This window comes from Lysobacter sp. Root494, from assembly GCF_001427225.1.
In the GTDB taxonomy this organism is placed as follows: domain Bacteria; phylum Pseudomonadota; class Gammaproteobacteria; order Xanthomonadales; family Xanthomonadaceae; genus Agrilutibacter.
Map to the genome: position 1 here is coordinate 1,228,867 of NZ_LMFH01000005.1, position 20,696 is coordinate 1,249,562.

Genomic DNA, 20,696 nt, shown 5'->3' on the forward strand with positions numbered 1-20,696 from the left:
CGAAACGCAGGAGTCAGCATGGCCACCAAATGGGCTGCATTTCCGCACGATATGAAGGGCTTCGCCTTCGCCGGCGACGCACTGAAGAAGGCCTGGCCGCAACTCCACGCGGGCGACTGTGAGCCCTTCCCCGATGCGAAGCACGCCGCCGCCCTGCTCAAGGCCGCCGGCAAGGCCGCCCCCAAGCTCGATGCCGATGCGCTGGCGACGGCACTGCAGGACGCCTGGCGCGCATTCCACGGTGGCGACTTCAAGGCCGCATTCGAAGCAGGCGAGAAACTCGGCCCGATCGGAGCGTCGGTCGGAGTCAAGGCGATCGGCATCCATGCGACTTACCTCGTCGACAGCGATGCCGAAAAGCTCAAACGCTTCGAACAGGCGGCCAAGCTCGCCGAAGCCGCGGTCAAGGCATTGCCTGGCGAAGCCAACAGCCACTACCGCCTCGCCTTCGCAATGGGCCGCTACAGCCAGGGCCTGTCGATCGTGAAGGCATTGAAGGAAGGCATCGCCACCAAGGTCCGCGCCGCCCTCGATGCCACGCTCGAACTTGCACCGAAGCACGCCGAAGCCCACACCGCGATGGCCGTGTACCACGCCGAGATCGTCAACAAGATCGGTGCCCTGATCGGCGGAATGACCTACGGCGCCAAGCCCGCCGAGGCCGAAAAGCACATCAAGGCCGCGCTGAAACTGACCCCGAACTCCCCCATCGCCCACATCGAACACGGCAACGTGCTGATGCTGCTCCATGGCGACAAGAAGGAAGACGAGGCGGCCGCCGCTTACGAGAAGGCGGCGAAGATCAAGCCCGCCGACGCGATGGAAGCGCTGGATGCGGCGTATGCGCGCGAGCAGATCGAATGAATCAGACCGAGTGGTAGGAGCGATACCACCGTACGAATTCGCGCACGCCTTCCTCGACCCCGACCTTGGGGCTGTAGTCGACGGCGGCGATTAGCTCGGAAACATCGGCTTCCGTGTCAGGCACATCGCCCGGCTGCAGGGGAAGCAGCTCCATTTCGGCTTTGCCTCCCAGGCACTCTTCCAGCACCTGGATGTAGCGGAGCAGCTCCACGGGTTGCTCATTGCCGATGTTGAACAGCCGATACGGCGCTACGCCGCTGGTGGCGGGATCCGGACTCTCACCGCTCCACGCAGCGCTCCGCGCGGGCGGCTGGTCCAGCGTGCGGATCACGCCTTCGACGATATCGTCGATGTAGGTGAAACTGCGCTTGTGCTGCCCATGGTTGAACACGCGGATGGGTCGGCCTTCCATGATGGCCTTGGTGAAGAGGAACAAGGCCATGTCCGGCCGGCCCCATGGGCCGTAAACGGTGAAGAAGCGCAGTCCCGTGCTCGGGATGCCATAGAGGTGCGCATAGCTGTGGGCCATCGCCTCATTGGCCTTCTTCGTCGCCGCATACAGCGTGAGTGGATGGTCGGTGCCTTGATGTTCGGAAAACGGCATCCGCGTATTGGCGCCGTACACCGAACTGGTTGAGGCGAACACCATGTGTTGCACCCCGTGCTGCCGGCACCCTTCGAGAACATGCAGGAAACCGGTGACATTGCTGGACACGTACACGTGGGGATTCTCGGCCGCATAGCGCACGCCGGCCTGCGCCGCGAGATGAATCACGCGCGCGGGCTGGTGGGCAGCGAAAACCTCTTCGACAGCCGCTCGGTCGGCGAGGTCCCCAGTGACGTGCGTGTAGCCGGAATGGCCCTGGAAACGCGCAAGCCGGGCCTGTTTGAGGGAAACGTCGTAGTAGTCGTTGAGATTGTCGAAGCCGACAACCTCATCTCCGCGCTCGAGCAGGCGCATGGCGACATGGGAGCCGATAAAGCCTGCGGTACCGGTGACAAGAACTTTCACTGGATGAAGATCTCTTGCGGACAGAATGTCTGTGACATGCATTTTGACGCAGCCTGATTACAGGCGACCGTCGACCGACTCACGCGGCAGCACGTACTTGACGTCGTACACGATCGACTGGGGTTTGCCGAACGCACGGATGCCCTCGGCCCCGAGGCGGCGGAACTGTTCATGCCCCACCGCCACGATGACCGCGTCGTAACTGCCGGAATCCAGCTGGCCGGTCATGGTCAACCCATACTCGTGCCGCGCTTCCTCCACGTCGACCCACGGGTCGTGCACATCCACCTGCGCGTTGTAGCCGCGCAATGACTTCACCACGTCGATCACCCGCGTGTTGCGCAGGTCCGGACAGTTCTCCTTGAAGGCGAGTCCGAGTATCAGCACGCGTGCGTTCACCGGGTTGATCGCATTGCGCACCATCAACTTGACTACCTGCTCAGCCACGTAGGCACCCATGCCGTCATTGGTGCGGCGTCCGGCGAGTATCACGTCTGGGTGGTGCCCTACTTCCTGCGCCTTGTGGGTCAGGTAATACGGATCGACGCCGATGCAGTGCCCGCCCACAAGCCCAGGCCGGAACGGGAGGAAGTTCCATTTGGTGCCTGCTGCTTCGAGCACCTCAAGCGTGTCGATCCCAAGCTTGTTGAACAGGATGGCAAGGTCGTTGACCAGTGCGATGTTGAGGTCACGCTGGGTGTTCTCGATCACCTTGGCGGCTTCGGCTACCTTGATGCAGCTCACCTTGTGGGTGCCGGCCGTGATGATCGACCCGTAGAGGCGATCCACCGTCTCTGCGACCTGCGGCGTGGAGCCGGAGGTCACCTTGAGGATGCTGGTGACTCGGTGCGCCTTGTCGCCGGGATTGATGCGCTCGGGACTGTAGCCCGCATAAAAGTCTTCGTTGAACCGCAGTCCGGAGACGCGCTCCAGGATCGGCACGCACACTTCCTCGGTACAGCCGGGATAGACCGTGGACTCGTAGACGACGATATCGCCCTTCTTGAGCACTCGGCCCAGCGACTCGCTGGCCTTGACCAGTGGAGTCAGGTCAGGGCGCTTGGCGCCATCGATGGGCGTGGGCACCGTGACGATGTAGACGTTGCACCCACGAATGCCCTCAAGGTCCGCGCTGAACCTCAGGCGCGGGGCTCGAGAGAGCTCCTCCGCCGAAACTTCGAGCGTGTTGTCCCGTCCGGCCCTGAGCTCTTCGACGCGTGCGGCGTTGATGTCGTAGCCGACCGTGTCGTAGATCTTTCCGAACTCCACCGCCAATGGCAGCCCGACATAACCCAGGCCGACGATTGCGATACAAACATTGTCCACAGACTGCATGTGTTACTCCATTGAAATTCTGTCACGTGGCGACGCGGGCACTGGCGGCCTGCAGCGCGGACTGATGGTTCCTAGGCCAAGGTCCCGGCGTGTTGGTGCAAGGGGACTCGACGCCGTTCCCGCCCCAGCCAGTCGCTCCGCCGTTCATGGTCGCGCCTGTCCAGAAACTGCCCGCGGTAGCCGTGCGGGTTCAGCGATTGCCATCGCCACGCATCGCTGCACATCGCATCGATGTCGAGTTCGGCACGCCAGCCGAGCAGATGGTTGGCCCGCGAGGGGTCGGCGTATACCGCGGCGACGTCGCCTGGCCTGCGAGCGACGATCTCGAAGGGAATCTCGCAACCGGTCGCGCGGCGGAAAGACGCCACGAGCTCCAGCACGCTGACGCCGCGTCCCCTGCCGAGATTCACGGTGACGCTCCGTTCGGCGCCTTGCAGGTACTCGATCGCATCCACATGGGCGCGGGCCAGATCCATCACGTGGATGTAGTCGCGTACCCCGGTGCCGTCAGGAGTGGGGTAATCGCCGCCAAAAATGCGCAGGCGCTTGAGGCGCCCGCTGGCGACCTGGCTCACGTATGGCATGAGGTTGTTGGGAACGGCGGATGGATCCTCACCGATCAGGCCGGAGGGATGCGCGCCCACGGGATTGAAGTAGCGCAGGTTGGCCACCTTGAACGAAGGCTCGGCCACGCATACGTCGCCGAGCACCTGTTCGACCATCAGCTTGGTGCGGCCGTACGGGTTGGTGACTTCCAGGCGTGCGTCTTCGTCGACCGGTAAGCGCTCGGGATCGCCATAGACCGTGGCCGAGGAGCTGAAGACAAGGCGGGATATGCCAGCTTCACGCATTTCCTGCAGCAGCGCGATCGTGCCTCCCACGTTGTTGTCGAAATAGTCCAGCGGCTTTTCGCAGGACTCGCCGACCGCCTTGAGCGCGGCGAAGTGGATCACTGCGTCGAAGCGTTCCGACGAGAACAACTTCGACAGGGCCGCACGATCGCGTATGTCGAGGCACCTGAAGTCGATCGGGCGTCGCGTCAGTTGCTCCAGCCGGGTGATTACCTTCGCCGAGGAGTTCGACAGGTTGTCGGCGATCACCACGCGGTAACCCCGCTCGGCCAGCACGACGCATGTGTGGCTGCCGATGTAGCCGGCACCACCGCATACCACTATGGACGGCGCTTCCTGCGAACAGGCCGCCTCCGAACGCCTACGCAACTGCGGATGCATCTGGATCCCCCTTGTCGATCTTGCTTAACGCAAGACAGGCACGAAACCGGCACCGCACCGCGATGGCCGGATTGCTGTCGTGATGGCGTTCTCTCGGGCAACAGGGAGATCACGTTCATGCGTCCTATCCGGTTTCTTTTAACGGCCGGCCTCGCGCTGCTACTCGCAGCCTGCGCGTCCATGGGGAACAACACGGCATCTGTCGAAGCGCCGCCCCCCGATACGGGAGCTTCGGTAAGCGCGTATCGCATCGGGGTGGACGACATCGTCCAGGTCACCGTGTGGCGCAATCCCGAACTGGGCATCACGGTGCCGGTCCGGCCCGACGGCATGATCTCGGTGCCACTCGTGGGCGACGTTCGCGCGGGTGGACGCACGCCGGACGAGGTTGCCCAGGACATCCAGGCCAAACTGGCCGACTACGTTCGCGATCCGCAAGTTGCGGTCATCCTCAACGACCTGCGCAGCCATGAATACCTGTCGCGGATTCGGGTCACCGGTGCGGTCAGACAACCCATTTCGATTCCGCACCGGCAAGGCATGACGGTGCTGGATGCCGTCCTTGCAGCCGGCGGCGTGACCGAGTTTGCGGCACCGGGCCGCGCTGGCCTGTATCGCAAGGACGGCGACAGCACACGTACCTATCGGGTGCAGCTTGACCGCATCCTCGACAAGGGCGACCTCACCACCAACTACCAGGTATCTCCCGGCGATGTGATCACCGTGCCGGAACGGGTGCTATGAGCATGAATCTTCCGCTCAAATGGCAGGGCGGCGACCAGGCCTCCCCGCTTGCCCACGTCATTCCGGTCGTCATCGAGGAGGGCCGCAGGCGCACCACGTTCCTGATAGGGATATTTGCCGGTATCGCATTGGCCGCACTGGCCATCGGCATGGTGTTGCCGCAGAAATACACGTCGAGGACGGTGATCTTCGTCGAGGACAGCAACATCATCGGCCCGTTGATGGAAGGACGCGCGGTTCCCACTGGAGTGAACAACCGTGCTGCCATCACGCGGCAGGTCGCCTTCAGCTCCCGGGTCATGCAGGAGATCCTCACGGTCGGCGGCTGGATGGAAAAGTCGCCTTCGAAGATCAAGCAGGCGGACCTGGTCGAGGACATCATCTCGCAGACCCGGGTCACCAATCCTGGTGAACACCTGATCCAGATCACCTATACGGACTCGGACCCGCGTCGCGCCTACCGGGTGACCAAACGGTTCGCGGACATGGTCATCAGCGAAAGCCTGGCTACGAAGGAACGCGAAAGCCGGGAAGCATTCGAGTTCATCGACTCCCAGGTCCGCCAGTACCACGGCAAGCTCACCGATGCCGAGGACAAGCTGGAGCAATACCGCCGGACCAATCCGGACGCACGGACCGGAGTCGAGGCGGACGTCAACGCGCGCATCGGCGAACTGCGCCGGCAAGTAGAGACGGCCCGCATGGAACTCGGCGACCAGCTCTCGCAGGAAGAAGCGCTGCAGGCGCAACTGTCGGATGAAAACCAGGTAGTACGCATACAAAGCCACACCGGGCAGCTGTTCGCGCGGTTGGCAGGACTGGAAGCCGAGCGCGACCGCCTGCTGGTGTCGTTTACCGAACGCCATCCTGATGTAGTGCGCGTGCAGCATCAGATCGCCGACGTGCAGGACGAACTTCGCCGCGACGAGACTCTCGTTCACGCACCTGCATCGACGACCTCCGGGGAGGTCGGTGAAAGCGCGGCGATGAACCCGCTTTACGGCGAGCTGCGCAGCCGCCTTGCTGAAACCCGAAGCCGCACCGCGGCCGTCCGCGCACGCATCCGCTCGGGCCAGGCGCTACTGGACCAGGAACTGGGGCGCAGCCGCTGGATTGCCTCGTCCGAAAGCAGGATCGCCGAACTCACGCGCGACTACGAAGTGAATCGCGACCTGTACCAGGACCTTCTGCGCCGGCGCGAAAACGCGCGCGTGTCGATGAACCTGGATGCCGAATCGCGAGGCCTGAGTTTCCGCATCGAAGAGCCAGCGTCCATTCCCGTGCAGGCCAGCGGCGTGCGCCTGATGCATGTCGCCGCAGGCGGGCTGGGGCTTGCCCTGTTCGCCCCGATGGGACTTCTGTTCGCCTTCGTGAAGCTCGATCCGCGCGTGCGCTCCGCAAGGCAATTCGAAGGCAATGCCAATTTTCCGTTGCTGACCGTCGTGCCGACCTACGCCACGCGGCGAGACCGACAGCTGCGGACCGGTCGCCTCATGCTTGGCGCCGGGCTGTGCGCCACCGTGTTCGCGATCTACGGCGCCGTCTATCTGTTCAAGCTCGCGACCTGAAATCGCGCGCCAACAACTCTCCGGGACTGGATATGAACGCACAGGCCACCGCCCTACTTCGCGAGTCCGCGCGCGCGCTTGCGCGAGTGAGCGAGCCCAATCCGCTGCCGCCCGCGAAACTGGAAGAGCGGCGGATCATCCATCCCAACGAATCCGTGCGTGAACAGGCCAATGCGTTCCGTGAACTGCGGACATGCCTGCTTGGCCTGGGCGGCGGGAAAAACTTCATCACCCTGGTGGCCCCTGTAAGCGAGGGGTGCGGCGGCAGTTTTGTCGCGCGAAATCTCGCCGCGGCATTCGCTTTCGACGATGCGAAATCCGCGCTTCTTGTCGACTGCGACGCTCGCAAACCCTCACAGGAACAGGCATTCGGTATCGAAGCCACTCTGGGTGGGCTGGTCGATTACCTGCGCGACGACAGCGTCGACATTCCCCAGGTGCTTTACCGCACCGGCATTCCGAGATTGCGGCTGATTCCCAGTGGCGAGCGCCGTGAAGTGACCGGTGAGATATTCGCGTCGCAGCGCATGCACGCAATGGTCCGGTCGATGCAGGAGCGCTACCACGATCGTTATCTGATTCTCGACGCGCCAGCGGTGCTTGAGTCACCTGACGCTCGCATGCTCGCCGATCTCGCCGACCTGGTCGTTCTCGTCGCCGGTTACGGGCGCGTGACCATGGATGCCATCGAAAGAGCCGTCGCCAGCTTCGATCCGTCCCGGATGGCGGGCGTCGTGCTGAACAAGCGCCCGTGAGCGCAACGGGGAGCGCCCGGATGAAACACAAGAGAGCTTCGCTGGCCGCATTGGCCGCGGCGATGGCGTTCGCAGGACACGATGCGGTGGCCGCGCGCCTGGAGTACACGCTCGACCTGGGCGTCGGGCGAAACGACAACCTGAACTTCAGCCCCGACGACCCGCGGGAGGACACCATCTATCGGCCTGGCGTGGGTTTTTCGCTGACCGAAGACAGCGAGAAGGTGTACGCCAATGTCGCGGGACGCGTCGAGTACCGCCACTACGTGGACGGTACTTATGACAATGGCGTGGACGGCGAAGTGTCAGGGCGTGTGGATTGGCACGCGATTCCCCATCGACTGACGTTCACCGTCGAAGACACGCTGGGACTGGAAGCCATCGACACGCTGGAGGCCGACAGCCCGGACAACCGGCAGCAGGTGAACGTGTTTTCCGCCGGGCCCAACCTTTCCTTTCGCGTCGGCGAAGCGATGGATGGCGAGGTCGAGTTGCGCTACGTGGATACCGAAGCCGAAGTTACGGACGAATTCAACTCGAGCCGTATCGACTTGGCGATGCGGACCATCCGGCGGATCGACGCCGCGAGCAGTCTGGCGTTCAACCTCCGCGGCCAGACCGTCGACTTCGACGATGAAGAGACTGGTCGCAACTACCGGCGCGCGGACCTGTTCGCCCGTTACGAGCGGCACCTGAGGCGCTTTGACCTGGCGTTGGATGCCGGATATTCCGCCATCGACTACAGCCGCGGAACGGGCAACCGTTCCGAACCGCTCCTGCGAGGCGAGATCACCTGGAACCCCACGGAGACCCACCGCTTCAGCATTGGCCTGGCGCAGCAATTCTCCGATGCGGCCACCGAAGCGATGGAACAGCTCGATGACGGAGTCGCCGCCCCTGGCAGCATCCTCACGGGCGACACCGTCATCAATGCATCGCCCTTCAAGGAGCGCCGGGCGACGCTCGACTACACGTACACCTCGACGCGGTTTTCCGTGGCCATGGAGTCTTACGCCCACCGGCTGGATTACGTCGAATCCGACGAGTTCGACCAGACCGGTCGAGGCGCGCGAGCTACGTTGCTGTGGATGCTCACCCCCCGCCTGGTGGCCGGCGCATTCGCGGGCGCCGACTTCGTGCGCTACTCGCAACTCGAGCGGGAAGACAGGTTCCACCGCTATGGCGTGAACCTCAATCGCGATTTCACTCCGCATTGGTCGGCCCGCGTCGAGTTGTCGCGTATCGAGCGCGAAACGATGCCCGGCCCCGATGCGGAGCAGAACAGCCTTTTCCTGGTGATCAGGTACACGCGCTGATGAAGACGAATACACGTGCCGGCGACGCCCGCTCACACACGACCCTGCCTCGCGTCGGTCACTCACGGCACCACTGGGGCGTGATGATCCTGTTGTATGTGGTTTCGCTTTCCGCGTCGTGCCGTGCACCGGATAATCCAGCGCCCGCCACGGCAACCGTTGAGCCCCCCGCCGAGGAAGCACGTGCCGCGCCCGTGCATGCATCCGCGATGCCTTCTCATCCGGGCATCCCCATCGACCTCTCGTTCGTCGACAAGCGTTCCGACGCGTACGCGCGTTTCCGCGAATGGGTGGATAGCGCCGCCGCCGGCCGTCCCGGTTATGCATTTTCAGCAAGCGATGCGGCACTCATGCACCGGCTCGATGGAGCGAAGAAGTACTGCGATCTCGCGGTACGCATGGTCGAAGAGCAGGTCCGCGAAGCAGAGGCCGCCATTGCCGCTGGCGGGCGCCCCCCCGTCTCGGGAGATTCGTATCTCGAAGTGGGACCGTATATCTCCGCTCTCTCCCTGACGATGGATTCCTGCGCGCCGGACATCACCGCCGAACAGCGCCAGCGCTGGAGTGCCTATGCGGAACAGGCCGTGTGGAACGTGTGGCATCACATGCGAGCTTCATGGGGTGGACGCCCGCATCCATGGACAGGATGGGCCACCGACAATCCCGGCAACAATTACTACTACAGCTTCCTCGAAGCGACGATGTACTGGGGACTCGCCAGCGGCAAGCGCGAATGGCTGGAGTTCCTGCGCACCGAGAAGCTGCCGCCTTTGGAGGCCTACTTCTCGCGGCTCCAGGGTGGCGGCAGCCGAGAAGGCACCGGTTATGGCGCTGCATACATGCGCTTGTTCCCGCTCTACCGCTTGTGGAAGGATGCCACTGGGGTCGATCTCGCCAATGCGAACACGCATGTCCGCGACTCGATCGATTATTGGGTGCATGCGACGGTTCCGACCCGTGACCGCTTCGCGCCCATCGGCGACCAGTCGCGCAATTCCGTTCCGGAGTTGTACGACTACCACCGCCGTCTCGTGCTCGAGGCGCGTCAGCTGACCACCGACGCCCGCGCTCGCGGCACCGCGTCATGGTGGCTCAATCACATCTCCGTTCCCCGGATGACGGGTGGCTTCAACAGTGCCTACGACCTGCTGCCGGCAGGCGATGGCGGCGAGCCCCCTGCCCAGCTGCACCATTACTCGTCCGGCACCGGGCATCTGTTCGCGCGCACCGGCTGGGACGAGGATGCGATGTGGGTAGCGTTCGTCGCAGGTCCTTACGACGAAAGCCATGCGCACCAGGATCAGGGCGCCTTCACCCTTTTCGCGCGTGACTGGCTGGCCGTGACCAACAACATCTGGAGCCATAGCGGCATCAACCAGGGCACGCAGGTACACAACGTGGTGCGCTTTGAACGCAGCGACCGCAGTGCACTGCAGTGCCAGGCGCCGCGCGAGGATGCGATCGTCCACCAGTGCGAACCAACGCAGTCGCGAATGGTCGTGACGCCGGGCTCGGATGGCAGTTTCGTGGCGCAGGCAGACCTGACGCCCGCCTACAAGGGCAATCCCGCGGTCGACGCGTGGGAGCGCCGGCTGGAGTTTTTCGGACGCCGCCTCAAGGTGGCCGATACCTTCCGGCTGGGTACCGGCACTCGGGCGATCTTCCAGCTCAACGTACCGGAGGAACCGCGCATGGAAGGCGGCGAGGTCGTCGCGGGCAGGCTGCGCATGCGGGTGCTGCATCCGGCTCAACCCGTGATCACGTTCCATGAATTCCACCGTGCCGAGCCCGATGAGTTCGGCAAGGGCTGGCGGATCGATCTTTCGGGCGGCGACACCCGCTACGAAGTGGAACTCTCCGAGAAATAGGTCCACCCTCGGTCCCCAGGCCTGTCCCCCGACTGGCGGCGCCCATGCCGGCGCCCAGGAAATCGCCATGACTGCTCCAGCCCGCCCCGTTCGGTTCCGGCTTGCCTTCGTGTTCGGAGGCGTGCTGCTCCTGCTTGCTGCGCTTGCCAGCGCCGCCATCCTTCGCGATCCGCGCCGATTCGGATTCTGGCGGGAGATGCCCTTGGCCCAACGGATGGTTTCATTGTGGGGGGAACCCGAGGTCCGGCGTCCCGTCCGGAAGGCACGTCGGACGGTCGTCGCCGGACCGACTGCGCAACGCCTTTCGCAGCCGATGCTCGCCCGCATCGACCTGGACCTGATTTATGTGGATCGCAATTCCACTGCGTACACGCGGTTCAAGTCCTGGGTGGACAGCGCGCTGGCCGGCAGCATCGGTTATGGCTTCGAAGCCACCGACGCGGCGATGATGTACCAGCTCACGGGATCAGGACCGTATTGCGATCTGGCGGTACGCCTGGTGGAGCAACAGGTGTCGGCAGCGGAGGCCGCGATTGCGGCAGGCCGGAATCCGGAAGTGGCCGGTGACTCCTATCTGGAAGTCGGTCCGATGATCTCCGACCTGGCGCAAACCCTGGACAGCTGCGCATCGCGCATTCCGCTCCAGCAGCAACAACGCTGGTCCGCCTACGCCGAGCAGACCATATGGAATGTGTGGAACTACGCGAACGCGCGCTGGGGAAACAGGGCGGCGCCGTGGACCGGCTGGTCGGTCGACAACCCCGGGAACAACTACCACTACAGCTTCCTGACGGCGACGGCATATTGGGCGCTCACCAACGGGCGCCATCCCACCTGGATCAACTTCCTCAACTCCCAGAAGTGGCCACCGCTCGCCGACTATTACGCGCACCTCCCCGGTGGCGGCAGCCGCGAAGGCACCGGTTACGGAACGGCGCAGATGCGCCTGTTCACGCTCTACCGCATCTGGCGCGATGCCACAGGGGTCGACTATGGCAATGCGAACTCGCACCTGACCGACACCATCTCTTACTGGACACACGCAACCGTCCCGACGCTCGATCGCTTCGCGCCCTTCGGCGATCAGTCCCGCAATTCGATACCCGAACTCTACGACTACCATCGGCGACTGATGCTGGAAGCGCGCGCGGTCACGAATAAGCCCGAAGCGCGAGCCATTGCTTCCTGGTGGCTCAACAACATTTCCGTGAGGCAGATGACCAGCGGCTTCAACTTCAGGCACGACCTGCTGCCCGCGGGCACAGGTGGCACGCCCCCCGCCAACCTGACTTATTCCGCGACGGGCACCGGACATCTTTTCTCGCGTACCGGTTGGGATCGCGAGGCGATGTGGGTCGCCTTTACAGCGGGCCCCTATGTAGAGAGCCACGCCCACCAGGATCAGGGGGCTTTCACGCTCTTCTCCCGCGACTGGATGGCGGTCACGTCCAATATCTGGAGCAGCAGTGGCATCGAGCAGGACACCACGATGCACAACCTGGTCCGCTTCGAACGCAGCGGCTCGGTGGTCCCGCAACGTGAGGGCACGACATCCTCTATGGTCGTCACGCGCGGGACGGCGGGCGCGTTCGTCGCGGATGCCAACCTCACGCCGGCCTATGGCAGTGGCTCGCCGATAACGTCATGGCGGCGCAGGCTCGATTTCTCGAACCGGGCACTCACCGTCACCGACACCTTCCAGCTCACCACCGGCACGACAGCCATCCATCAGACGCATGTGCCCACGCTTCCCACGATCAGCGGCCTGACCGCGACAACGGCGCGCATGCGCATGCGCGTACTCTCTCCAGCCGGCGCGACGCTCAGTGCAGTCTCCATGGGCGGTGGTCACTACCGGATCGAAGTGCGCGGCGGCACGACCGGGTACACGGTGCAATACAGCGAACCGTGACGAGCCGATCCCGATCAGCGCCGTTTGGTGAGCGCGTTTCCCGCGTAATGCAGGAAATACCAGGCGGCCAGCGGAACGGACAGGCGTTCGATGTTGCGGTAGATGTTCCACTGCCAGCGCGCGGCCTTCGCCTTATCCGACGATAGCGAAGTCGCGCGCACGCAGTACCAGGCCAGCGGTTCGCTGCCCACGCACACGGCATGGCCCGCCCGACGCACCATCTCGAGCCAGAACGCGTAATCCTCGTGCCCGATGCGCTGGAACTCCGCGTCGCCCAGAACGCGGTCGTAAAGACCGGTCAGGTTGCCGATGCGATTGCTGCGCAACATGGCCGGGTGGTCGACCTGCGCAGGCGGGCGAACGGTCGATAGCAGCGCGCCGGTCTCGTCCACGCGCTGGTAGCACGCGTACGCGATACGCGCACCGGTTGTCCTGAGATACTCGAGTTGAAGCTCCAGCTTGCTCGCGTGCCACCAGTCATCGCTGTCGAGGAATGCGAGGTGCGTGCCGGTAGCCGCCTTGATCCCGGCATTGCGCGCGGCCGCCACCCCCGCGTTGTCCTGGCGGATCACCTTCACCCGCGGGTCGGCCCTGGCGAACACGGCAAGCATTTCTGCCGAAGCGTCGCTTGACCCGTCGTCGACTGCGACGAGTTCGAGATCGCGGTGAGTCTGTGCAAGCACGGACTCCACCGAACGCCGAAGTGTCGACGCGGCGTTGTAGACCGGCATGACAACGCTTACGCGTCGCATGGGACCGGTTCCGCGGACTGTGCTGACGAGGTACGCCCGCCCGCCCAGGACGACGCCGGCGGTGGCAAGTCGAAATCGCGATACAGCGCCGGATTGCCGTCGTGCCCTGCCTCGGCGGCCTTCGCGATGTTGTAGGCCTCGCGTGCGGTGACGTAGTGCAGGACATGCCGCTCGCCATCGTTGTAGTGCTGCTCGAGATGGTCGTGCATGGCATCCATCGCAGGCCCCAGCAGTGTGTCCATGTCCTCGTCCTGCGTGCCATGCGTGTGGATCTTGACGAAGACCCAGTTGCGCCGGCCCTCCACATGCACCGCGCTGCGTACCCATGCATCCACACGGCTGGGCGATGGCGGACAGCTGCGCCGGATGTCGGAATTTTCGATGCGCGGCACCAGGCCCCACTTGCGGTTGCGCCAGTCCGGACCCAATGCTCCTTGCACGATCATCAGGTCGCCTGTCGCCTGCCCTCCCACCCGCACAGGTACGCCGTCATCGTGCGACTTGGGACGATGCGGATCATCGCTGGCGTAGTAGATCGAGTTGATCCGGCGCGTCTGCGTGTCGCTGGGAGCCGACGGCAACGTGAAGTCGGCATAGCAGCCCAGTTCGCGCAGCAGGACGAGTTCGTTGTTGATGCCGCACCAGCGACCGTCCGGGCGCGAGTTGTCCAGGCACCAGTTGCCATGAATGAAGCCAAAGCGTGGCTGTCCGGTACGCGGATCGCGCGCAAGTGCTCCGTGCTGCTCATGGAGCGTCCTGCAGAATCGGCTCATCGTTTCGCGGAAGTTCGCCTCCGTGTCGTTGTCGTGGTGCAGGTGCACCTCGATTTCGCCGAAGCCGTCGCGGCACAGGACCGCCAGCTTGTCCAGGTGTTCGCGCGCGTATTCCTCTTCCGGATAGAAAAACGTGTGCTGCGGAGGGCGGCCGTCGGCATCGAGGTGCCGTGAAGCAAGGTTGCGGTAGTCCTCGCACCAACGGTCCACGCGACGGCGCTGGGCGGGCAGATCGCCTCCATGCCACATGGGCTCGAAGTGATCGACAAAACAGAACAGCACGTGCACGGGTCCCGCGCCGGGCGCCGGTACGCGCCGGCGCAGCCAGGCGCCAAACCACAGATGTGCGTTGCGGCTGCGCAGCAATACGTAAGCGCCAATGGTGGCAAGGAGGAGTGCGCAGACGACGGCGAAGAATGCCAATGAAACGGAACTCATGGCCTTTGATCCGCGATGGCGAGTAGGTCATGCATTGAAAGGCAGCGCCTCGAAGGAGAAACCCCTGGCCTTCCACACGGGCAACATGGCCCGAAGCCACGCCAGCGACAACGAATCGTCATCGTGCATCAGGATCAGGTCACCCGCCCGCGAGGGATGGCGGTGCGCCATCGCGACGATTGCATCAACGTCCGGACGCGCGTAATCGAGGCTGTCGTACGACCACAAGGCGAGCGGAATCCGGTGCCGCGCGAAGTACCAGAGCATGCGTGCCGACACATGGCCGCGCGGAGGCCGGAACAGATGGCGCCTGTGTCCATCGAATGAGGCGAGCACTTCGTCGGTGCGCTGGGCCTCCGCCACCTGTTCTGGCAGCCGCAGGTGGGCGAATTGCGGGTGGCTGTAGGAATGATTGCCCAGCAGGTGTCCTTCGTCGACGATGCGCTGAGCGAGCACCGGATAGTCCTCGACGCGACTGCCGACCACGAAGAACGACGCCTTCGCGCCGTACTCGGCGAGAAGATCGAGCAGCAGCGGCGTGTGCGCCGGATGCGGGCCATCATCGAAGGTGAGGTACAAGGCGCGCGAACGCCGGCCTGCATTCGTCAGCACCCAGCGCCGCGGCAGCATGGCGAGCAACTTCATTTTCCGGGATCGGGGATTCATGGCGGGGTCCATCCCGTGCATCGGATGACGGCGGAGAGCCTCGGTCGCAATGACGGTCCGACCTTGCGCCTCTCCGCGGCTCTCGTGCACCTGAACGTCAATCCATTCATGACCCGATTCTTTGAACGCGGAAACTCATCCGCACAGGACGTCGAGCTGGCCGCCGCGGGCCGGCGTGCTTTCGTAGAAGGCCATGTAGCGGCGAGCCATGGATTGCAGGGAGGCCTCGCGCAATGCCCAATCACGTGCGGCGGCGCGCATCCTTTCAGCGGACGCCTCGTCGGCCAGCACACGGGACAAGGCACCTGCCAGTGCTTCCGTATCGTCCGCGGGTACGAGTTCGCCCATTGCGCCATGACGGACGATCTCCGCGTTTCCACCCACGTCGGTCGCAACGATGGGCAGAGCCGATGCCGCGGCTTCGAGCAAGGCAATGGAGTAGCCCTCGCTTCGCGAAGGAAGGGCGAACAGATCAAGGCCCGGCAGCAGGCGGTGCACATCCCCCCGATCACCCAGGAAACGGACGCGGGCAGCCACACCGGCTTCCCGCGCACACCGTTCGAGCTCGTCGCGCAGGGGACCATCGCCGACCAGCACCAGTGCCACGTCCGCAGGCAAACGTGCCAGCGCGTGGACCAGGTTGGCCTGATCCTTGACCACGTTGAGGCGGCCCACCGTTCCGATCAGGCGCGTGCCCGGTGCGAATCCAAGTTCGTCAACGAGATGGCGGCGCAGTACCGCCGAGGAAGGCCTGAAACGCTCCACATGAATGCCGTTGCGAACGATCTCGAGGCCGCCGGGCGGATGCAGCCCATGGGCCTGGAAACGCGCCCGGGCCGCGTCGCACACCGCCGCCACGCCGTGTGTCAGCGGCATGGACAGGCGATACAGACGCTCCCGCCGGCTATTCCGGTCGTCGGCGCCCATGCCATGCCGCGTATTGAGCAGTCGGCACGGTGCCAGTCCGAGCAGCGCGAGCGCAGCGTGGTAATGAGCCGTCGCATTGTGCGTATGGATCACACCTTCCCTGCGTGTGCGCAGCAGCGACCTCAAGCGGAGCAATGCGCGCACATCCAGGCCACCGCTTTTCCCGCAGGCATGTACGGGAATGCCCTGCCTTCGCAGTTCCGGCGCCAGGGCACCCGCGCCGAACAGGCAGACCACTTTGCAGTCGTGGCCCGCCTGGTGCTGCATGCCAGCGAGATCCACCACCACGCGCTCCAGGCCGCCGCGTTCGAGGTTTTCCACCACGTGCGTGATCTTCATGCAAGCTCCGAAACGGTGACTCGCAACTTTCCCGTCGGCGTAAGTGGAATGTCCTCGACGAGGCGAAAATCCATCTGCACGCTGTCACCCACCGCCTTGGCGAGTTCGCGTCGCAGCATGTCCAGCACGGATTCATCGAAGTCCCTGCCGGGCACCAGGGCGACATCGAACTTGTCCGGGCTGCGCTGGGTGACCTGGTAACGCTCGATGCCCTTCGCGTTGAGGAAGATGTAGACGATGAACTCGCCAGGGACGAAGTGCCCGTCCGCACTGCGCAACGCGTCGAGCTTGCGCCCTTCGACGCTGGCCAGCAGGGGAAGTCCGCGCCCGCAACTGCAGGCGCCGTGCCCTGGCCTTGCCAGGTCGCCATTGGCGTAACGCAGCAACGGCATGCCGTAGTTGTGCAGGTCGGTAACGATCACGTCCTGCGGCCCGGGCCCTTGCGGCGATCCGAGTTCGACCCTGAGGTGATCGGCACAGACGTGCAAACCTTCGCGATGGGAGCACTCAGCGGCAACCAGCATGAATTCACGGCAGCCATAAGTGTTGTATGCCGGACAACCGAGGGTCTGCTCGATGAATTTGCGCTGCGGCTCGTGAAGTGCTTCGGCCGCCGTCAGTACCCGCTGCGGCACATGGAGCGGGCGTCCATTCTCGCGTGCCCATTGGAGGAGCTTCATCAGCGGCGCAACGTAGGAGACGACTACCTCCGGGCGAAACGCATTGAATGCACGCACGTACTCTTCCATGCGCGCATCACTCATCGCGAACGCGTTGAGGAAGCAACGGTTGAAGGCGGTGTGATACAGGCGGTCTTTCCACCTTGGCAGCATGGGCTGCGTCAGCGCGGCGCCCCACAGATACAGCGTGCGCTGCCCCATGCGGGCACCGGCCCATTCGTAGCCACGGAACATCACGGCAACGCGCCGTTCGTAACTCTCGCGCGTGTAGCCAAATCGCAGCGGTTCGCCGGTGGAACCACCTGTCGTCTTGAACAGGAGCTGATCGCGGAAGGAGGGGGCGATCAGGCGGTCGAAGTTCTCCCGTATATCGCGCTTGGTCAGTACCGGGAGGCGTGCATAGTCTTCGGGCGTAACGATGTCGCGCGGATCGCCTATGCCCAGCTTCTTCCAGGAGTCGCGGTAGTACGGCACCTCTTCCCAGCAATGCCGGATCAGTCCCAGCAGCTTGGACCACTGCAGTTCCGCGACACGCTCGGAGGAAAACCATTGCGCGCGCTCGTATTCGCGCAGGTAACCGAGCGTGCCCCGCCGGCGCAACCCACCCTCATAGGCGGGAAACAGGATGGTGCGGAACAACGGCTCGTACAGGCTCACGGCTGGGACCTCCGTTCCGTTCGCGTCAGTGCCCACGCCAGCACCCGCTCGCCCGGGCGCGAGCGTATCGCTCCGAGGCGGGCGTGCAGGTGCTGCATGTGTTCGATGTCTCCGCTGCTCCAACAGCACAACAACAGCGAGAGCGGAAGATAGATCGCGAGGACGGTGACGCCACCCGCCAGCACGGCGGCCCAGGGCTCCAGGCGTCCGGCAAGCGGCCATGCAATCGCGCCTGCAAGCGTCGCGGCCAGGACGATGCGCGCCAGACGGCTCCATTCCGGCGACGCGCCGCCGCTGCGGATCGCCATCCACATCAGGGCAGCCGCGTCGACGACCGTAACGGTCGCGTACGTGGCCACCGCTCCCTGCAGGCCCAGTCGCGACACGAGGGTCGCGCCCAGAACGAGTTTCAGCGCAGCGCACGCTGCCACGACGATCAGCACGGTCCGTTGGCGATCGGCACTGATGAGGAGACTGGATGCCCCTTGGGTCGCTACCGCGAGCGAGAACGCGACCAGGCATACCGCAAAGGGCCAGCCTGCATCGGTGTAACGCGCACCGTACAACGTCGCGATCACGTCGGAAGAAAAGACCACGCCAAACGCTACCAGCGGCGCTGCCAGCATCAGCAGGTACGCCGTCGCCGATGCGAAACGCCTTCCCGCAACTTCCCGACCCTGACTCAAGGCGTTCGCCATCATCGGCAGCATGAGTGCCGCGAACACACCCGGAACGAGTTGCGCGGCACCGGTCGCGAGCTGGTAGGCAACCTTGAACACGCCGGCTGCATCAGGTTGACCATTGAGGTTGAGGAACATCACCTCGACCTCGCTCGCCGCGAAGAATCCGACCGTCACCGTCATCGCGCTATAGAGCATGTGCCTGCGCACGCGTGCCATCAGCGTCCCGGTCAATGCATGGGCCGGCACCGGGGACGACGGCACCAGCGTAGCCAGCTGGCGCCGCGAAATGCAGTACAGGATCGCGCTCGTCACGGCGAAGACGCCAAGCAATACCTCTTCCGAACCATCGAGCCAGAACGTCGCTGCCAGCACCAGCAGCAGGTTCGCAGGCGCGGCGACCAGCGCGACCGTGGCAGTCGCCTTGAAGTCCTCGTAGCCCTTCGCTACGCCGATGTTGAACATGTAGCCGGCACGCAGGGGAACTGCGATCACCAGAAAGGCGATGAGCCGCCAGTGGTCGAGTTCAGGGGCGAAATGCGCGCGGCCAAAATGCAGTGACGCCACGCCGGCCAGCAGCACGAATCCGAGGAAACGGCGTTGCGCACGCCGAAGGTAGGCAAGCAGCGATGGCACGTCCGTGTCACGGCCAGCACCGCGCAGTTCGGCCACGAACTTGATCGCGGCACTTGCCGTCCCCGAGTTCGTCATCGCGATGCCGAACCCCACCAGCCAGATCACCGCGCCATAGGCACCGAACCCGTCCGGGCCAAGGTGCCTGGCAATGAGGATCGAGGTGAGCATGCCCAGCGCGTACTCGGTGTACACGCCCACCGAAGAGAAGAATGTGTTGCGCAGGGTGCGGGCGCGATCATTCATGCCGACGTCACCAGCAGCACCTTGACCATGACATACAGGCACACCACGGCAACGACTGCGATCGTGGGCCACAACCACAGGTCGCGACCGAGGCGGAATACCGGCAATGACGGCCAACGCTTGCGAAGTTCCTGGTAATGGCCGACCACGAGTGCCGCGAGCAGGTAGAGAATGATCACGTAACTGCGGCTCAGGAAAAAAGCCGCCACGAAGAAGGCGATGAGGGACAGCAGCAACGCCGTCGTCGCCGCCCTGTCGTCATGCCACTGCCGTTCCACGGCCGGGTCCGGCTGCGCCTCGGGCAGCGCCCCCGGCACGCGCGCGCGTTGCCGGACAACGACATACATCATCCGGAAGCAATAGCCGACGAAGGCCAGCCAGATGGTGAAACCGATGATCCCCGTTTCCGCCAGCACCAGCACGAAGGAGTTGTGCGCCGTCAGGTTCGCGTTGTTGTCTGCGAAGTTGTCCGGACCGATTCCGAAGATCGGGTTTGCCGAGAACATGTGGAGGCCTTCATACCAGGCGTCCACGCGCCCGGCGGCGGATGCTTCGGAAGCGTCCAGCTCCTGCATGCGCGATGGCAGCATCATCAGTCCAGCGAGTGCCACGACACCGAGCACCGTCGCCGGCACGATGCCGCGGCGCAGCCAGACGTATCCACCCAAGGCTGCAAGCAGTGCGAGCAGCGTGCCACGCGAATCGGTGAGGTAAATGCCGTACACCAGCACGCCGGCGGCCGTGAACCAGAAAATCCTGCGCGACAGCCCCGACCGGCCCGAGTAAGCCATGTAGACGGCCATTGGCACGCACATGACGAACAGCATTCCCAGGTCGTTGGGATCGTTGAAGATGCCCACGTACTGGATGCGTGTGCCCTGCGACAGTTCCACCCCGGTCCAGCCCTTGCCGAGCTCGGCCTGCTCGATGCCGTGCAGCGACAGCACTGCCGCGCATATGGCGAACGTCGCCATGACGAGCCTGACCCGTTGCGGGCTGGTGAGCGCAGCCGACAGCACGCAGAAGGCAAGCACGACGGGGCCGAACTTCTCCAGCTGCACGAGCGCGCCGCCCATCCAGCCATTGGCGATGCTCGAAAGCATCAGGATGGGCACGAAGCCCAGCAGCAACATGTGCTGTGGCGTCGACAGGTTCTTTCGCGACGAGGCGAGCCAGAACAGGCCCGCTCCCAGCAGCGCCAGCTGCTGCCACGGCAGCATGTCTTCGGGCTGGAGCTCCGGATAATCCTGGGGCCGGATGAGCACCAGCAGCAGGTAGAGGATGGTGAAGACGAACATC

General features: G+C 64.1%; 17 protein-coding genes. 7 read left to right on the forward strand and 10 right to left on the reverse strand.

Annotation, left to right across the window (positions count from 1 at the left end; genetic code table 11):
• Window positions 1-18 precede the first annotated feature (18 nt).
• Window positions 19-864, forward strand: a complete 846-nt coding sequence (locus tag ASD14_RS08770; protein WP_056131782.1) for a hypothetical protein — start codon at window positions 19-21, stop codon at window positions 862-864.
• 1 nt (window position 865) lies between these two features.
• On the opposite strand, the gene ASD14_RS08775 is transcribed toward ASD14_RS08770, so the two are convergent.
• The 3 genes from ASD14_RS08775 to galE all read right to left on the reverse strand — a co-directional run bounded on the left by ASD14_RS08775 (window position 866) and on the right by galE (window position 4,443).
• Window positions 866-1,876: an NAD-dependent epimerase gene (locus ASD14_RS08775; RefSeq protein WP_056131786.1), complete on the reverse strand. Its 1,011-nt coding sequence runs from the start codon at window positions 1,874-1,876 to the stop codon at window positions 866-868.
• A 57-nt stretch (window positions 1,877-1,933) separates the two neighbouring features.
• On the reverse strand, window positions 1,934-3,211 hold the full coding sequence (gene tviB, locus ASD14_RS08780; RefSeq protein ID WP_056131789.1) for a Vi polysaccharide biosynthesis UDP-N-acetylglucosamine C-6 dehydrogenase TviB: 1,278 nt from the start codon (window positions 3,209-3,211) through the stop codon (window positions 1,934-1,936).
• Between the two features lie 71 nt (window positions 3,212-3,282).
• Window positions 3,283-4,443 (reverse strand): UDP-glucose 4-epimerase GalE, encoded by a 1,161-nt coding sequence (gene galE / locus ASD14_RS08785; protein WP_082538833.1) that lies wholly within the window; start codon window positions 4,441-4,443, stop codon window positions 3,283-3,285.
• Window positions 4,444-4,623: 180 nt separating this feature from the next.
• Between galE and ASD14_RS08790 the strand changes: the two genes are divergently transcribed.
• From ASD14_RS08790 to ASD14_RS08815, 6 genes are read left to right on the forward strand one after another with little or no spacing between them, the layout of a single operon-like run.
• Window positions 4,624-5,187 (forward strand): XrtA/PEP-CTERM system exopolysaccharide export protein, encoded by a 564-nt coding sequence (locus ASD14_RS08790; RefSeq protein ID WP_235565343.1) that lies wholly within the window; start codon window positions 4,624-4,626, stop codon window positions 5,185-5,187.
• A complete protein-coding gene (locus ASD14_RS08795; protein WP_082538834.1) occupies window positions 5,184-6,755 on the forward strand; it encodes an XrtA system polysaccharide chain length determinant in 1,572 nt (523 codons plus the stop codon). Before ASD14_RS08790 ends, ASD14_RS08795 begins: the two co-directional genes overlap by 4 nt.
• A gap of 32 nt (window positions 6,756-6,787) precedes the next feature.
• The gene (locus tag ASD14_RS08800; protein ID WP_056131796.1) at window positions 6,788-7,510 is read left to right on the forward strand and encodes a CpsD/CapB family tyrosine-protein kinase; all 723 of its coding nucleotides are present in this window, start codon (window positions 6,788-6,790) and stop codon (window positions 7,508-7,510) included.
• Between the two features lie 20 nt (window positions 7,511-7,530).
• On the forward strand, window positions 7,531-8,826 hold the full coding sequence (locus ASD14_RS08805) for a hypothetical protein (RefSeq protein ID WP_157475185.1): 1,296 nt from the start codon (window positions 7,531-7,533) through the stop codon (window positions 8,824-8,826).
• Window positions 8,826-10,694 carry a hypothetical protein gene (locus ASD14_RS08810; protein ID WP_157475187.1) on the forward strand — a complete coding sequence of 623 codons (1,869 nt, stop codon included), beginning with the start codon at window positions 8,826-8,828 and terminating at the stop codon, window positions 10,692-10,694. The genes ASD14_RS08805 and ASD14_RS08810 overlap by 1 nt, the downstream gene beginning before the upstream one ends.
• A complete protein-coding gene (locus ASD14_RS08815; protein ID WP_157475189.1) occupies window positions 10,594-12,606 on the forward strand; it encodes a heparinase II/III family protein in 2,013 nt (670 codons plus the stop codon). The genes ASD14_RS08810 and ASD14_RS08815 overlap by 101 nt, the downstream gene beginning before the upstream one ends.
• Before the next feature lie 14 nt (window positions 12,607-12,620).
• Here the strand turns inward: ASD14_RS08815 and ASD14_RS08820 are convergent, their stop codons facing one another.
• The 7 genes from ASD14_RS08820 to ASD14_RS08850 form a co-directional block, all read right to left on the reverse strand.
• Window positions 12,621-13,358 carry a glycosyltransferase family 2 protein gene (locus ASD14_RS08820; RefSeq protein ID WP_056131807.1) on the reverse strand — a complete coding sequence of 246 codons (738 nt, stop codon included), beginning with the start codon at window positions 13,356-13,358 and terminating at the stop codon, window positions 12,621-12,623.
• Entirely contained in the window at window positions 13,346-14,569 is a 1,224-nt protein-coding gene (locus ASD14_RS08825; protein ID WP_056131810.1) for a hypothetical protein, read from the reverse strand. The genes ASD14_RS08820 and ASD14_RS08825 overlap by 13 nt, the downstream gene beginning before the upstream one ends.
• A gap of 27 nt (window positions 14,570-14,596) precedes the next feature.
• Window positions 14,597-15,214: a polysaccharide deacetylase family protein gene (locus ASD14_RS08830; protein ID WP_235565344.1), complete on the reverse strand. Its 618-nt coding sequence runs from the start codon at window positions 15,212-15,214 to the stop codon at window positions 14,597-14,599.
• A gap of 156 nt (window positions 15,215-15,370) precedes the next feature.
• On the reverse strand, window positions 15,371-16,501 hold the full coding sequence (locus ASD14_RS08835) for a glycosyltransferase (protein ID WP_056131814.1): 1,131 nt from the start codon (window positions 16,499-16,501) through the stop codon (window positions 15,371-15,373).
• On the reverse strand, window positions 16,498-17,838 hold the full coding sequence (locus ASD14_RS08840; protein WP_235565345.1) for a phenylacetate--CoA ligase family protein: 1,341 nt from the start codon (window positions 17,836-17,838) through the stop codon (window positions 16,498-16,500). The genes ASD14_RS08835 and ASD14_RS08840 overlap by 4 nt, the downstream gene beginning before the upstream one ends.
• Window positions 17,835-19,397: an oligosaccharide flippase family protein gene (locus ASD14_RS08845; protein WP_056131816.1), complete on the reverse strand. Its 1,563-nt coding sequence runs from the start codon at window positions 19,395-19,397 to the stop codon at window positions 17,835-17,837. Before ASD14_RS08845 ends, ASD14_RS08840 begins: the two co-directional genes overlap by 4 nt.
• Complete coding sequence (locus ASD14_RS08850; RefSeq protein ID WP_056131820.1) at window positions 19,394-20,695, reverse strand: O-antigen ligase family protein; 1,302 nt, start codon at window positions 20,693-20,695, stop codon at window positions 19,394-19,396. The genes ASD14_RS08845 and ASD14_RS08850 overlap by 4 nt, the downstream gene beginning before the upstream one ends.
• Window position 20,696: the final 1 nt, after the last annotated feature.

Excerpts from the sequence above, each read along its gene's own strand:
- ASD14_RS08770 (WP_056131782.1), top strand. The coding sequence starts at position 19 with ATGGCCACCAAATGGGCTGCATTTCCGCACGATATGAAGGGCTTCGCC.
- tviB (WP_056131789.1), bottom strand. The coding sequence starts at position 3,211 with ATGCAGTCTGTGGACAATGTTTGTATCGCAATCGTCGGCCTGGGTTAT.
- galE (WP_082538833.1), bottom strand. The coding sequence starts at position 4,443 with ATGCATCCGCAGTTGCGTAGGCGTTCGGAGGCGGCCTGTTCGCAGGAA.
- ASD14_RS08790 (WP_235565343.1), top strand. The coding sequence starts at position 4,624 with ATGGGGAACAACACGGCATCTGTCGAAGCGCCGCCCCCCGATACGGGA.
- ASD14_RS08795 (WP_082538834.1), top strand. The coding sequence starts at position 5,184 with ATGAGCATGAATCTTCCGCTCAAATGGCAGGGCGGCGACCAGGCCTCC.
- ASD14_RS08800 (WP_056131796.1), top strand. The coding sequence starts at position 6,788 with ATGAACGCACAGGCCACCGCCCTACTTCGCGAGTCCGCGCGCGCGCTT.
- ASD14_RS08805 (WP_157475185.1), top strand. The coding sequence starts at position 7,531 with ATGAAACACAAGAGAGCTTCGCTGGCCGCATTGGCCGCGGCGATGGCG.
- ASD14_RS08810 (WP_157475187.1), top strand. The coding sequence starts at position 8,826 with ATGAAGACGAATACACGTGCCGGCGACGCCCGCTCACACACGACCCTG.
- ASD14_RS08815 (WP_157475189.1), top strand. The coding sequence starts at position 10,594 with ATGAATTCCACCGTGCCGAGCCCGATGAGTTCGGCAAGGGCTGGCGGA.
- ASD14_RS08820 (WP_056131807.1), bottom strand. The coding sequence starts at position 13,358 with ATGCGACGCGTAAGCGTTGTCATGCCGGTCTACAACGCCGCGTCGACA.
- ASD14_RS08825 (WP_056131810.1), bottom strand. The coding sequence starts at position 14,569 with ATGAGTTCCGTTTCATTGGCATTCTTCGCCGTCGTCTGCGCACTCCTC.
- ASD14_RS08830 (WP_235565344.1), bottom strand. The coding sequence starts at position 15,214 with ATGAAGTTGCTCGCCATGCTGCCGCGGCGCTGGGTGCTGACGAATGCA.
- ASD14_RS08835 (WP_056131814.1), bottom strand. The coding sequence starts at position 16,501 with ATGAAGATCACGCACGTGGTGGAAAACCTCGAACGCGGCGGCCTGGAG.
- ASD14_RS08845 (WP_056131816.1), bottom strand. The coding sequence starts at position 19,397 with ATGAATGATCGCGCCCGCACCCTGCGCAACACATTCTTCTCTTCGGTG.
- ASD14_RS08850 (WP_056131820.1), bottom strand. The coding sequence starts at position 20,695 with ATGTTCGTCTTCACCATCCTCTACCTGCTGCTGGTGCTCATCCGGCCC.